This is a genomic window from Dactylosporangium sp. NPDC005555 (assembly GCF_040605635.1).
In the GTDB taxonomy this organism is placed as follows: domain Bacteria; phylum Actinomycetota; class Actinomycetes; order Mycobacteriales; family Micromonosporaceae; genus Dactylosporangium.
The window spans coordinates 1-12,586 of record NZ_JBEXDG010000039.1; the positions used below are offsets into that span (position 1 = coordinate 1).

General features: G+C 70.0%; 13 protein-coding genes and 1 pseudogene. 6 read left to right on the top strand and 8 right to left on the bottom strand.

The annotated features are described in order from the left end of the window. Positions 1 to 112: 112 nt before the first annotated feature. Positions 113 to 775: a Type 1 glutamine amidotransferase-like domain-containing protein gene (locus ABZS58_RS33845; protein WP_354787361.1), complete on the bottom strand. Its 663-nt coding sequence runs from the start codon at positions 773 to 775 to the stop codon at positions 113 to 115. A gap of 209 nt (positions 776 to 984) precedes the next feature. Here ABZS58_RS33845 and ABZS58_RS33850 point away from each other — a divergent pair, with 209 nt between their 5' ends. After that, a complete protein-coding gene (locus ABZS58_RS33850) occupies positions 985 to 2,355 on the top strand; it encodes a ricin-type beta-trefoil lectin domain protein (protein WP_354787322.1) in 1,371 nt (456 codons plus the stop codon). Positions 2,356 to 2,382: 27 nt separating this feature from the next. Here ABZS58_RS33850 and ABZS58_RS33855 read toward each other — a convergent pair whose 3' ends face one another. Continuing rightward, positions 2,383 to 2,565, bottom strand: a complete 183-nt coding sequence (locus tag ABZS58_RS33855) for a hypothetical protein (RefSeq protein ID WP_354787323.1) — start codon at positions 2,563 to 2,565, stop codon at positions 2,383 to 2,385. Here ABZS58_RS33855 and ABZS58_RS33860 point away from each other — a divergent pair. Further along, positions 2,551 to 4,491 carry a hypothetical protein gene (locus tag ABZS58_RS33860; RefSeq protein ID WP_354787324.1) on the top strand — a complete coding sequence of 647 codons (1,941 nt, stop codon included), beginning with the start codon at positions 2,551 to 2,553 and terminating at the stop codon, positions 4,489 to 4,491. The two genes, ABZS58_RS33855 and ABZS58_RS33860, sit on opposite strands and share 15 nt — an antisense overlap. A gap of 49 nt (positions 4,492 to 4,540) precedes the next feature. Here the strand turns inward: ABZS58_RS33860 and ABZS58_RS33865 are convergent, their stop codons facing one another. Beyond that, on the bottom strand, positions 4,541 to 5,518 hold the full coding sequence (locus ABZS58_RS33865; protein ID WP_354787325.1) for an aldo/keto reductase: 978 nt from the start codon (positions 5,516 to 5,518) through the stop codon (positions 4,541 to 4,543). Positions 5,519 to 5,558: 40 nt separating this feature from the next. Here ABZS58_RS33865 and ABZS58_RS33870 point away from each other — a divergent pair, with 40 nt between their 5' ends. Beyond that, on the top strand, positions 5,559 to 6,458 hold the full coding sequence (locus ABZS58_RS33870) for an aminoglycoside phosphotransferase family protein (RefSeq protein ID WP_354787326.1): 900 nt from the start codon (positions 5,559 to 5,561) through the stop codon (positions 6,456 to 6,458). Here ABZS58_RS33870 and ABZS58_RS33875 read toward each other — a convergent pair. After that, on the bottom strand, positions 6,448 to 7,059 hold the full coding sequence (locus ABZS58_RS33875) for a helix-turn-helix domain-containing protein (protein ID WP_354787327.1): 612 nt from the start codon (positions 7,057 to 7,059) through the stop codon (positions 6,448 to 6,450). The two genes, ABZS58_RS33870 and ABZS58_RS33875, sit on opposite strands and share 11 nt — an antisense overlap. 96 nt (positions 7,060 to 7,155) lie before the next feature. Between ABZS58_RS33875 and ABZS58_RS33880 the strand changes: the two genes are divergently transcribed. Then, positions 7,156 to 8,178: an aldo/keto reductase gene (locus ABZS58_RS33880; RefSeq protein WP_354787328.1), complete on the top strand. Its 1,023-nt coding sequence runs from the start codon at positions 7,156 to 7,158 to the stop codon at positions 8,176 to 8,178. Positions 8,179 to 8,230: 52 nt separating this feature from the next. Here the strand turns inward: ABZS58_RS33880 and ABZS58_RS33885 are convergent. The 4 genes and pseudogenes from ABZS58_RS33885 to ABZS58_RS33900 form a co-directional block, all read right to left on the bottom strand. Further along, positions 8,231 to 8,407, bottom strand: a pseudogene (locus ABZS58_RS33885) (transposase); the annotation flags it as partial. Between the two features lie 46 nt (positions 8,408 to 8,453). Then, positions 8,454 to 9,035 carry a dihydrofolate reductase family protein gene (locus tag ABZS58_RS33890; RefSeq protein WP_354787329.1) on the bottom strand — a complete coding sequence of 194 codons (582 nt, stop codon included), beginning with the start codon at positions 9,033 to 9,035 and terminating at the stop codon, positions 8,454 to 8,456. 63 nt (positions 9,036 to 9,098) lie between these two features. After that, positions 9,099 to 9,938 (bottom strand): helix-turn-helix domain-containing protein, encoded by an 840-nt coding sequence (locus ABZS58_RS33895; RefSeq protein ID WP_354787330.1) that lies wholly within the window; start codon positions 9,936 to 9,938, stop codon positions 9,099 to 9,101. A gap of 205 nt (positions 9,939 to 10,143) precedes the next feature. Then, the gene (locus ABZS58_RS33900; RefSeq protein WP_354787331.1) at positions 10,144 to 10,785 is read right to left on the bottom strand and encodes a peptidoglycan recognition family protein; all 642 of its coding nucleotides are present in this window, start codon (positions 10,783 to 10,785) and stop codon (positions 10,144 to 10,146) included. Between the two features lie 246 nt (positions 10,786 to 11,031). On the opposite strand from ABZS58_RS33900, the gene ABZS58_RS33905 reads away from it, so the two are divergent. Together ABZS58_RS33905 and ABZS58_RS33910 are read left to right on the top strand one after the other, a co-directional pair. After that, positions 11,032 to 11,736 carry a lysozyme gene (locus ABZS58_RS33905; protein WP_354787362.1) on the top strand — a complete coding sequence of 235 codons (705 nt, stop codon included), beginning with the start codon at positions 11,032 to 11,034 and terminating at the stop codon, positions 11,734 to 11,736. 65 nt (positions 11,737 to 11,801) lie between these two features. Continuing rightward, positions 11,802 to 12,584, top strand: a complete 783-nt coding sequence (locus ABZS58_RS33910) for an FkbM family methyltransferase (protein WP_354787332.1) — start codon at positions 11,802 to 11,804, stop codon at positions 12,582 to 12,584. Positions 12,585 to 12,586: the final 2 nt, after the last annotated feature.

Genomic DNA, 12,586 nt, shown 5'->3' on the forward strand with positions numbered 1-12,586 from the left:
TGTATTTAAGTTTGGTCCGCTCCCCCCCCCCCCCGGGGGCCCCCCCCCCCCCCCCCCCCCGCCCCGGCGTCATGTCCGCACCCCGACGGCATGACGGACCGCTCGGCACTGATCACAGGTGCCGGCGCCAGCGGCCCTCGGTGACCACGTCCACCGCGCCGTCGACCACCCGGACGGCGGTGTCGTCGTCGATGAACATGATCGGGAAGCCGGCCCGCGCCGCGATGCGGTCGGCCCACGCGTCGTCGCGCTCCGGGAAGTCCGGCGAGTACAGGTGCGGCTTCAGGTACCAGTCGAACAGGCCGAACGGCGGGGTCAGCGAGGTCGCGCCGAGCGCGTGCAGGTCCGCGAGATCGCCGATCACCGCACCGGAGTGCTCGTCCAGGTGCCGGCTGAAGATCATCGAGCCGGCGCTCACCCCCACATACACGCGGCTGCGCAGCGCGTCCAGGAAGGCGTCGGCCAGGTCGTTGCCGCCGATGCTCCGGGCGAGATGGTAGTGGTTGCCGCCCTCGACGTAGACGACGTCCGCGCGCAGCAGCCGGTCCAGCACGCTCTGCCGGGGCAGGCCGTTGAGCTCCAGGATGTTCAGGGTCCGCCAGCCCAGCTCGTACAGCCGGTGCAGCCGCCGGACGAGCCAGCCGTGATCGCCCGGCTCCGCCACGGACGCGGTCGGCACGCAGACGACGTCCGTCGATCCGAACGGCTTGCCCATCAGGTCCCGGAGCGAGTCCAGCAGCGTTTCGTTGGTCAGCCCGTTCGACGTCAGCAGCATTTTCACGTGTCCACGGTATGCCCGGTTCGCGCTTGTCGGCTTTTGCGCGAACCCGGCGGCCGGGTCGTCTGATCGACGGTCATTGACAACAAGGTTTTCAGTACAGCACGATGCTGAGAGCGCTCTCACGTCCGCCACGCGGGGGCCTGTCAGGCACTACCGCCCAACAGCACCATCTCCGCCCCCATGCTCGAGAAGGGCACACCACTGTGGAGACCCAACAAGAACGCACACCCCGAAGGCTCCGCGGCCGCACGGCACTGCTGGCCGGTGCCGGCGCCGCCGTGCTGCTCGCCGCCACGATCGCGGCGCTGCCCAACGCCGGCGCGTCGGTGCCGCCCACCCCGTCAGGCTGGACGCAGATCTTCGCCGACGACTTCAACGGCGCCGCGAACACCGGCGTCAACACCGGCAACTGGATCTACGACCTCGGTCACGGCTACCCCGGCGGCGCGGGCAACTGGGGCACCGGCGAGATCGAGAACATGACGAACAGCACCCAGAACGTCTACCTCGACGGCGGCGGCAACCTGGGCATCAAGCCGATCCGCGACGGGGCCGGCAACTGGACCAGCGGCCGCATCGAGACGCAGCGCACCGACATCGCCGCTCCGGCAGGCGGCAAGCTGCGCGTCGAGGCCCGCATCCAGCAGCCCAACGTCAACACCGCGAACGGCGCCGGCTACTGGCCCGCGTTCTGGATGCTGGGCGCGGCGGCGCGCGGCACCGGCGCGACCGGCTGGCCCGGCATCGGCGAGATCGACATCCTGGAGAACATCAACGGCCGTCCGTCGGTGTTCGCCGCCCTGCACTGCGGCACCAACCCGGGTGGCCCGTGCAACGAGACCACGGGCATCGGCAGCGGTGAGCGCGCCTGCGGTGGCTGCAACACCGGCTACCACACCTACGCCATCGAGCAGGACCGCAGCACGTCGCCGGAGCAGATCCGGTGGTACCTGGACGGCAACAACTTCTTCACGATCAACGCCAACCAGGTCGACGCGAACACCTGGAACAACGCCACGCACCACGGCTTCTTCATCATCCTCAACGTGGCGATCGGCGGCGGCTTCCCGGGCGCGTTCGGCGGCGGCCCCTTCGCCTCCACCGTGTCCGGCGTGCCGATGATGGTCGACTACGTCGCGGCGTACACGTCAGGCGGCGGCGGTGGCGGCACGACGCCGCCTCCGACCAGCGGCAAGGCCGTGAAGGGCCCGGGCGGTCTGTGCCTGGACGTCCGCTCCTCCAACAGCGCCAACGGCACCCCCGTCCAGCTGTGGACCTGCAACGGCACCGGCGCGCAGCAGTGGACCTACGTCGAAGCGGGCAGCACGCTGCGCGCGTTCGGCAAGTGCCTGGACATCCCGGGCGGCTCCACGGCCAACGGCGCGAAGCTCCAGATCTGGGACTGCAACAGCACCGGGGCGCAGGTCTTCATCCGCCGCACCGACAGCACCTACTACAACCCGGCGTCCAACAAGTGCCTCGACGACCCCAACGGGTCGACGACGCCGGGCATCCAGATGCAGATCTGGGACTGCAACGGCAGCGCCGCACAGAAGTTCACCCTGCCGCAGTAGCACCAACCCGTCGGGCCGGCGCCTCGTTCACGCGCCGGCCCGGCGGATGGGCATGTGGGTCGGCACCGGCGGCCCGCCGAGGAACGCGGCGACAAGGCCCGTGCACAGCCCCGGCTTCTCGATCAGCAACGTGCGCGTGGCGCCCGGCACGACCGCGAGGTCGGCGGCGGGCAGGCCGCGATACAGCTCCAGCGTGTGCTCCAGGGACACAGCGTCGTCGTCGCCGGCGACCACCAGCGTGGGGCAGCGCACCCCGGCTCGGCCTGGGGCAGCGCCAGGTCGCCCGCCTCGGACGACGCGGCGATCCGCTCGATCACCGAGGCCAGGTGCCCCGGCGCTTCCGGCGTCACCTCGGCGTGCTGGTCGTGGATGACCTGCGGGCCCGGTCCGGAATCCGACTGTCCGCATCAGGCGGCGGGCGGGGACGTCTGCATCCCGGGAGCCGGAGCCACCGGCGCGGAGGGGGAGCGGGGCGACATGAACTACTACTGCGACCGGTGCGGGTACGAGATGTACTACAGCGGTGCCATGAGCCAGGCAGGGATGCCGTGCCGGGCCTGCCGGATCGGACGGTACCGGCACGGGCAGCAGCCGGCCGGGTTCAGCACGGACGCCGAGCACCGGCCCGTGCCGCGAGGACTGCCGGTGCCCGCCTTCGCCCCCCTGCACCAGGGGACGGTCCGCACGCCGGACTACTTCAACTACTTCGCCGGCGAGATGGGGCGGCCCTATCAGGAGCTGCTCCGCAGGCACACGACGTACGTGGGCAAGCTGACCAACATCCTGATCCAGGACCCGAAGCAGTTCGCGTGGCTCACGCCGTACACCGGCAACAAACACAACCGGGCGTTCTTCACCCAACTGTTGCTGGCCAGGGTCGCCCGCGCGAAGTTCGCCGACAACCAGGGCGTGCTGCCGCGGCTGATCGAGCCGTTCGTCGGCTCCGGACAGGTCTTCCTCAACGCGTGCAGGTGGAGCACCGCGTTCAACCACGGCATGCCGCTGTTCACCTCGGTCGTCGGTGGCGACCTGAACCACTACGTCATCGGCGTGTACCGCGGCATGCAGCAGATCGGTGCCAAGTTCACCGGCCTGTACCGCACCTGGTCCTTCGTGTGGGATCAGGACATGCCCGGCAACTACCAGCGGCTGCTGCACGACCTGAACACCGGCGGGCGGGCCGCGATGCTCAATCACACCGCCGACCCGAAGGGCGCCCGGCTGGCGGCGTGCAAGTACATCTGGCTGGTCAACCGCTGCACCCGGGGCACGAAGCTCGCCCCGAACGGCGGGCTGGTCGCCAACCTCAAGCCGGACGCGGTGGCCCGCGCGCTGGACATCAGGCGGCGGGAGACCAGGACCCTCGCCGCGCTGCTGGACGTGCTGGAGCAGATCGACTTCGACGTCGAGCACCGCGACTTCCAGGTCACCTGCGCGAGCGCGACCCGGCAGGACATCGTCTTCATGGACTGCCCGTTCCCGCAGTTCAGCCTGGAGATTCCCGGCGTCGGGGAACCCTGCCCGGAGGGGTTCGGCACGACCGCGGCCAACACCTACGGCACGCCGGGCGGCGACGGCCCCGGGTTTCAGACGACCATCGTCAACACCGCCCTGCAGCTGGTCCGGCAGGGCACCACCGTCATCATGTGCAACTTCGCCAATCCAGGGCTGATCATCGCCTACGCGAACCTGATCGGGAACGACCTCGCCCACGCCGGGCGCAGGCCGCTCATCTACACGTACCGCTCGCCGAGCACCCGCAACGAGGCGTACCAGCTGACGATCCTGCCCGGTGCCGGCAACCGGCAGGTGGAGCTGTGCCCGAACGACGTCCGCGACGTGTGGCTGTCGGCCGGCGGCGACGACTACAAGGCGAACGAGTTCTTCCAGGCGAGCCCGCACTGGACCCCGGCGGACAACCAGCACCAGCAGCGGTTCGACCAGGCGGAGCGGCGGCGCCAGGCCGCTGAGCCCACGTACGTCTTCGTCGACGATGTGGACGACGAGGAGGACTACTCCGACGCCGCCGGTGTGATCGACCTCAGTGAGCTGCAGGACGGCGGCTCTGTGGAGGTCGACGAGGCCGAGGACGAAACGATGCTGCAGGACAGGGACGAGGACTACGTGGACAAGTGAGCCACGGACCGGCCCGGGCCGATGCGGGCGACCCGGGCTGCGCTCCTGATCACATGCGGACGGCCTGCGGCTGGTAGGGCTCCTCGAGGTGGGCGATCTGCTGCTCGGTGAGCCGCACGTCCACCGCGGCGACCGCGTCGAGGACGTGCCGCTCCTTGGTGGCGCCGACGATCGGGGCGGTCACCCCGGGCCGGCTCAGCAGCCAGGCGAGGCCGATCCGCGCCGGCGGCAGGTCGTGCTCGGCGGCGACCTCGGCGACCCGCCGCAGGATCCGGTCGTCGCCGCGCCCGTACAGTGACGCCTGACGGTCGGCGTCGTCGCCGGTCGCGCGGGCCGTGCCCGTCCCCGCCGACCCCGCGCGGGCGATCAGGCCACGCGCGAGGGGGCTCCACGGGATGACGCCGACACCCTGGTCGCGGCACAGGGGGAGCATCTCCCGCTCCTCCTCGCGGTAGAGCAGGTTGTAGTGGTTCTGCATCGAGGCGAAGCGCGTCCACCCGTGCGCGCCGGCGGTGTGCTGCGCCTTCGCGAACTGCCAGGCGGGCATGCTGGACGCGCCGATGTAGCGGGCCTTGCCGGCGCGGACCACGTCGTGCAGGGCCTCCATCGTCTCCTCGATGGGTGTCTCGTCGTCCCAGCGGTGGACCTGGTACACGTCTACGTAATCGGTCCCGAGCCGGCGCAGCGACGCGTCGACGGCGGCGTGGATGTGCTTGCGCGACAGCCCGCGGTCGTTCGGGCCGGCGCCCATCGGGAAATACACCTTCGTCGCGAGCACGTAGTCGTCCCGGCGCGGGAAGATCCTGCCCAGCAGCCGTCCGGTGACCTCTTCGCTGGCCCCGTCGGAATACATGTCCGCGGTGTCGAAGAACGTGACACCCGCGTCGGCGGCCCGCCGGACGAGCGGCTCGGCGGCGTCCTCGTCGAGCATCCAGCCGCTGCCCTTGCCGGGCTCGCCGAAGCTCATCATCCCCAGACAGATCCTCGAGACCTTCAACCCCGTCCCGCCCAGCCGCACATACTCCACGGCTCGATCATAAGCACGATGTCTTTGTATTCTTGGCGCCGTGACCTCTGCCAGCGTCCCGGTGCCGGATCGCCGGCTCGTCGACGTGGGGGTCGTGCGGCGTCTCGTCGCCGGGCAGTTCCCGCAGTGGGCGGGCCTTCCGGTGCGGCCCGTCGACCGCAGCGGCTGGGACAACCAGACCTTCCGCCTCGGTGAGCACCTGTCCGTCCGGCTGCCTACCGCTGGGGAGTACGCGCAGGCGGTACAGAAGGAACACCGATGGCTGCGTGAGCTGGCGCCGCAGGTGCCGCTGCCCATCCCGACGCCGCTGGCGCTGGGCTCGCCCGGCGCGGGGTTCGGCTTCCACTGGTCCGTCTACGAGTGGATTCCCGGCGAACCCGCCGGGCTCTCGTCCATCGACGATCTGACGGAGTTCGCGGTCGGTCTCGCCGGCTTCCTCGTCGCCCTGCGCCACGCGGACCCGGCCGGCGGCCCCGCGCCCGGATTGCACAACTGGTTCAGAGGCGGTCCGCTGCAGGTGTACGACGCCCAGACCCGCCGGGCGATCGACGTCCTCGACGGCCTGGTGCCCCGCGACACCGTTACGGCCGTCTGGGAAGCGGCGCTGCGCGCCCCGTGGAACGGCAACCCGGTGTGGTTCCACGGCGACGTGGCCACCGGCAACCTCCTGGTCCGCGAGGGCAGGCTGGCCGCGGTCATCGACTTCGGCACCTGCGGCGTCGGCGACCCGGCCTGCGACGTGGTGATCGCCTGGACCCTGCTGTCCGGCCCGAGCCGGGCGGCCTTCCGCGAAGCCCTCGACACCGACGCGGGGACGTGGGCCCGCGGCCGGGGCTGGGCGCTGTGGAAGGCCCTCATCGTCTACGCCGGCGCTCTCGACAACGACCCGGCCACCGCCGCGGACACCAGGCGCGTCATCGACGAGATCCTCACCGAGTAGGTGGCGTCCGGCTGACCTGGTCGGCGGCGGTGGTGCGGAGGCCGGCGACGAGGAGGGCGACCATGCGGCGGCCGTAGCCGGGGTCCTCGTCGGGCATCGGGGCGCAGAGTTTCGCAACGGCGAAGAGCAGGTCGCGGGCGCTGGTGCCGGGGCGGATCGCGCCGTCGGCGGCAGCGGCGGCGAGGAGGGATTCGAGGGCCGGGCCGAGACGCTGCAGGAAGAAGTCCGGCAGGCCGTCGAAGGCCGGATCGCCGGAGTGCAGCGCGGTGGCGAAGCCGCGTTTCGTGGCGACGAACGCGGTGAGGCGGTCCAGCCACAGGACGAGGGCTTCGCCGGGCTCGTGCTCGGCGGCGAGGGCCGGGGCGGCGTCGGCGCAGGCGTCGATCTCGCGCTCGATCACGGCCTTGATCAGGTCCGCCCGCTGCGGGAAGTGCCGGTAGAGGGTGCCGACGCCGACGCCGGCCAGGTCGGTGATCTCCTTGGCCGGGGCGTCGACGCCGGAGGTGGCGAACACCGTCTTCGCCGCTTCGAGCAGGGCGTCGACGTTGCGGCGGGCGTCGGTGCGCATCCGGCGCGGAGCGCGGTCGGTGGTGTCGGACACAGCTGCCTTCCCCTTGCTTATCCGGAAAGCTTTTCCGTATAGTTCCGGAAAGAGTTTCCGCTTAGCTGACGATGACGATACCGCAGGGAGACGCTCATGCAGTACCGCACCCTGGGCCGGACCGGGATCAAGGTCAGTCCCTACGCGCTCGGCACGCTGATGTTCGCCACGGCGGTCGGCAATCCCGACCCGGACGACTCGATCCGGGTCATCCACAAGGCGCTGGACGCCGGCATCAACTTCGTCGACACCGCCGACGCCTACGGCGACTCGGAGGAGATCGTCGGCAGGGCGCTGAAGGGCCGCCGGGACACCGTCGTGCTCACGACCAAGGTCAGCCGCCCGATGGGCGCGGACCCCAACCAGCAGGGCGCGTCCCGGCGCTGGATCATGACCGCCGTCGAGCACTCGCTGCGCCGGCTGCAGACCGACCACATCGACCTGTACCAGATCCAGCGGCCGGACCCCGACACGGACGTCGAGGAGACGCTGTCCGCGCTGTCCGACCTGATCCGCAGCGGCAAGGTCCGGGCGATCGGTTCGTCCACGACGCCCGCGTCCGACATCGTCGAGGCGCAGTGGGTCGCCGAGCGGCGCGGGCTGGAGCGCTTCCGCACCGAGCAGCCGCCGTACTCGATCCTCAACCGCGGCATCGAGCGCGAGGTGCTGCCGGCGGTGCAGCGCTACGGGATGGGTGCGCTGGTGTGGGGGCCGCTCGCGCAGGGGATGCTCACCGGCCGGGTGCGCCGGGGCGGGCGGAACGACCTGCGCCGTGCCCGGTTCTTCAAGCACCTCAACGACGAGCGCCGCATCGACGTCGTCGAGCAGCTGGTCCCGCTCGCCGCGGAGGCGGGCCTGCCGATGACCCACCTCGCGATGGCGTTCGCGATCGCGCATCCCGGCGTGACCAGCGCGATCCTCGGGCCGCGCACGATCGGGCACCTCGACGACCTGCTCGCGGGCGTCGACGTCGCGCTCACCGACGAGGTCCTCGACCGGATCGACGAGATCGTCCCGCCCGGCACCGACGTCACGCGGCTCGACCAGGAGCACCTGCCGCCGCCGCTGCTCGATCCGCGGCTGCGTCGCCGGCCCGTGGGCGAGCGCCGCGCCGCCTGAGAGGTCAGCGGGGGCATTATCAGGCTCATCACAGATGAGGGTGTAGTCGAGGTCAGAAGCCGCCGGTCTCGAGCAGGGATCGGGCGATGTAGTTGGTGAGATTGCGGAAGCCGAGGGCGGAGCCACGCAGGTGCTCGAGCCTGCCGTTGATGGCCTCCGTCGCTCCGTTGGACGTTCCAGGTCGGTCGAAGTAGGCCAGCACGTCGGCCGCGCGCTTCTTCAGCGTTCGACTGTCACCGTCGCAGCGGTCTTCTTCGCGTACCCACTCAGATCGGTCAACGGCGCACCCGATAGCGCAGGTGAAGCACCCGGTTGCCCTGAACAACTACGTCTGGGCCTTCCAGCAGGTGCTGCGCGTCGACGGAGCCGAAGTAACGCTTACCGGACCCGAGCACGACGGGTGCGACGTCCATGCGTACCTCGTCGACCCAACCTGCCGCGAGCGCCTGGCCGCCGACGTCGCCAGCAGCGAACTCGACAGTGCGGTCACCCGCAAGCTCCCGCGCCTTGGCCACGGCCGCCTCGATGCCGTCGACAAAGTGGAACGGCGCCTGGAGGTCCCAGCCCTCGGGCGCACCACGGTGACTCACCACGACCACATGGTCGATCCCACTCGGAGGCGTCCCATCCCAGCCGTCGGTGATGTCGAAGGCGTGACGGCCGGCAATGGTCACCCCGACCTCGTCCCAGTACGGCCGGACGTAGTCGAACGAAGCCTGCGACACCTTCAGAACGCCACTGTCGTCCAACGGCACGTCACCGCTGACCAGCCACTCGAAGATCGGACCGGGATCGTCGTTCTCAGCCGCGATGAAACCATCCACCGAAACCGACGCGTTCATGACCACTTTCCCCATGGATTCCTCCTCTGTTTGGAGTCCCAAGTCTTGTGCGGCGTGAGCTGTCGCTCTTGTACAAAATCAATCGGCTGGGAGCGGCCAGCCGTCCAGGACGTGGTCGGGATGATCGCGCAGGAATCGCCGCCGGACTTCGGCGTACCGGGTCGGCGTGAGCCCGGTGAACTCCCGGAACTCGCGCACGAAGTGGGCCTGGTCGAAGTAGCCCGCGCCAGCGGCGACGTCTCCCCAGTCGATCGGTGCAGCGACGTCGAGCGCCAACACGGCGGAGCTGAAGCGGTAGCTGCGAGCCAGCCGTTTTGGCGTGACACCGACTACGGCCTTGAACCGCTTCACCAAATACGTGCTGCTGGCGCGGGCCGCCACACCGATGTCGCTGATCGGCACTGTCCCGCCTGTCGCCGCGACGGCGCTGCTCATTTGGCGGACCAGGTCAAGACCGTCGATCACCCGCAGCCGTCGCACCAGTTCCTCCTCGAGCAACATCAGCATTCCGTGCGGTGCGTCCGCCAAGGTCAGTCGGTGTCGCAATGCAGCGATAGCGGGCTGGCCCCAGATCTGCTCCACCGTCGCAGGTCGGTCGCACAACTCGGCCGCGGGCATCGGAAGGAACGGTGCCAGGCCCCACGGCCTGAAGTGGACGCCCACGGACCGGGTCGGGGTTGGGTAGCTGAACTCCCACGCACGGGTGGGCGTGGTGACCGCGCAGCCGTCGGCGTACTCCACGGCGTCTACGTCGGTGCCTGCGCGGATGAGAAACGGCGCCCCGAGGTTGACGATGAGCAATGGCGCGGGCGCCGCCGGCAGCATCAACCGGGAGTACGGCGGGACGCCCTCCAGGTAGTAGAGGTCGTCGATCAGCCCGTCCAGCGGCGGACCGGGCACCCTGGACACATACTCCACGCCGACATTATCGCCGACGGCCCATCCGGCATCACGCGCCGCCGCCAGCATCGAGCCGGCGCCGATCCCTGACGGGCGCCCGGCGCATTTCGGTCCCCAACTACACCCCACGTTGTGAAGAGCCCATTATTCAGCGCGGCGGCGAACAGCGGGAACGGCGCCACCGAGCCCCGCCGGCCAGGACGGAAGCGCCGTCACGGGGCGATCATAAGCGCGCTGCGACGGCCGAGCGCAGTTCCGGGAGCCGGTCGTGCAGCAGGCCCGGGCACTGGGTGTTGTTGAAGTCCTTGTGGCCGTAGATCTCGGTGGCCGGGATGCCGTACTGCCGGCAGGTGAAGGCGCAGAACGCGACGAGGCTGTTCCACTGCGCGGCGGGCGGCTGCTCGGTGAGGTAGGTGCCTTCGTTCTCGATGCCGATGGCCTGGTCGTTCTGGCCGACGCAGTGCGCGCCCTGGACCATGGTCTGGCTGTGCAGCAGCGCGTACAGGCTGCCGTGCCGGCCTTCGGTGAGCCAGCCGCCTCGGCTGTTGGTGAAGTGCTGCCCGCTGTCGACCCAGCCGTTGCCGTCCATGTGCAGGTCCTGGATCTCGCGGGAGTCGGCGAAGGCGTGCGCCTGCGAGAAGTCGTTGGAGTTCGCGAGGGCGGTGTGGTGCACGACGATTTTGTTCGGCTTGTGCTGGACGACGGTGAGCGCGCCGGCCGGTGGGCGGGCACCCCAGGCGCCGCAACTGGCGATCGAGGGCTGCTCGACCGCGGCGAACGCGGCGTCGGTACCGCCGAGCAGCGCCGCGGCGCCGCCGAGCAGGACTGCGCCGCGCAGTGCGCCGCGGCGGGTGAGACGAACCATGGGACCTCCCCGATCCTGGTGCTAACTTTCCGCTTCCATGGAAGTTCGTAAACTTCCTGCAGCGCGGCACATTACACCTGCTCAGCGCATCATGTCTATCGATCGGCACCACTGTAGATTTTTCGCAGAGTTCGATGGATGCCTATTGAAAGTTTCCGACGCCCGTGAGCTAATCGGCGAAGCAAAATGCCAAAACCCCCCTCCCCGGAGCAAGGAGGCACCGTGTCCATTCGACGACTCGGCGCACTGGCGGCACTGTCCCTCGCGACCGCTCTGGTCGCCACCGCCCTCACCGGCAGCCCCGCCTCGGCCGCCACCGTGACCTACGGCCAGGACGTCTCGGGCTATCAGGGCAACGTCAACTGGGCGGCGCAGTGGAACGCCGGCTCACGGTTCGCCTACGTCAAGGCGACCGAGGGCACCTACTACACCAACCCCTACTTCGCCCAGCAGTACAACGGCTCGTACAACGTCGGCATGATCCGGGGCGCGTACCACTTCGCGATCCCGAACGGCGGCGGCGGCGCCGCGCAGGCCGACTACTTCGTCGCCCGCGGCGGCGGCTGGTCCAAGGACGGCAAGACCCTGCCCGGCGCCCTGGACATCGAGTACAACCCCTATGGCGCGACCTGTTACGGGCTGTCCCAGGCGAGCATGGTCAGCTGGATCCGGGCGTTCCTGAACCAGTACCACACCCGCACCGGCCGCTGGGCGACCATCTACACCACCACCGACTGGTGGGTCACCTGCACCGGCAACTACAGCGGCTTCTGGGCCAACTCGCCGCTGTGGCTCGCCCGGTACAGCAGCACCCCCGGCACCCTGCCGGCCGGCGCGCCGACGTGGTCGTTCTGGCAGTACTCCAGCACCGGCCCCTTCGCCGGCGACTCCAACCAGTGGAACGGCGCCCTGGACCGCCTCAAGGTCCTGGCCTGCAACGGCGCCTGCTGAAAAACGATCACGCTCCCCGCAGACCCTGGTGATCTCACTAAGGGGTCTGCGGGGAGTGTTGCGGGATGACGACGCACAGCATGCGCCTGCCCGACGGTAGGACGGTGTGGAGCCTCAACCGGAGCGAGACCGACTACCTGTACCGGGAGATCTTCACCGACCAGGTCTACCTGCACCCGGACGGCTTCGACCTGCCCGCCGCCCCCGTCGTCGTGGACGCCGGCGCGAACATCGGGCTGTTCAGCCTCTTCGCCGTCGACCGCTGGCCGGGCGCGACCGTGCACGCGTTCGAGCCGGCGCCGGAGGTCTTCGAGGTGCTGCGGCTCAACGCGGCCGCCATGCCCGGCGTCCGGGTCCACCAGGTCGCGCTCGGCGAGGTCCCGCACCGCACCCAGCTGCGCTACTACCCGCGGTACACGATGATGAGCGGCATCGACGCCGAGCCCGACGCGGACCGGGCGCTGGTCCGCGCCTACGTGCAGAACACGGCCGCCGACCTGGACGCCGACCTGCGCGAGGTGGTCCTCGGCCGGCTCGACGAGATGCTCGACGGCCGCTTCGAGCAGCGGCTCGTGGACTGCCGGGTCGACACGCTGCCCGGCATCGTGGCCGAGCACGGGCTCACCCGCATCGACCTGCTGAAGATCGACGTCGAGGGCGCCGAGCTGGCGACGCTGCGGGGCATGGACGAGGCGACCTGGGGTCTGGTGCGCAACGCCGTCGTGGAGGTCGCCGATGGGCTGGCGGAGGCGGAGAAGCTGTTCGCCGCGAACGGGCTGCGGACCACGACGCTGCAGCTGCCGGAGTACCGGGGGACCGACCTGCATCTGCTCTACGCGACCCGCTGAGG

Coding starts and splice junctions, on each gene's coding strand:
- ABZS58_RS33900 (WP_354787331.1), bottom strand. CDS start 10,785: ATGGTTCGTCTCACCCGCCGCGGCGCACTGCGCGGCGCAGTCCTGCTC.
- ABZS58_RS33890 (WP_354787329.1), bottom strand. CDS start 9,035: ATGGGGAAAGTGGTCATGAACGCGTCGGTTTCGGTGGATGGTTTCATC.
- ABZS58_RS33845 (WP_354787361.1), bottom strand. CDS start 775: ATGCTGCTGACGTCGAACGGGCTGACCAACGAAACGCTGCTGGACTCG.
- ABZS58_RS33910 (WP_354787332.1), top strand. CDS start 11,802: ATGACGACGCACAGCATGCGCCTGCCCGACGGTAGGACGGTGTGGAGC.
- ABZS58_RS33880 (WP_354787328.1), top strand. CDS start 7,156: ATGCAGTACCGCACCCTGGGCCGGACCGGGATCAAGGTCAGTCCCTAC.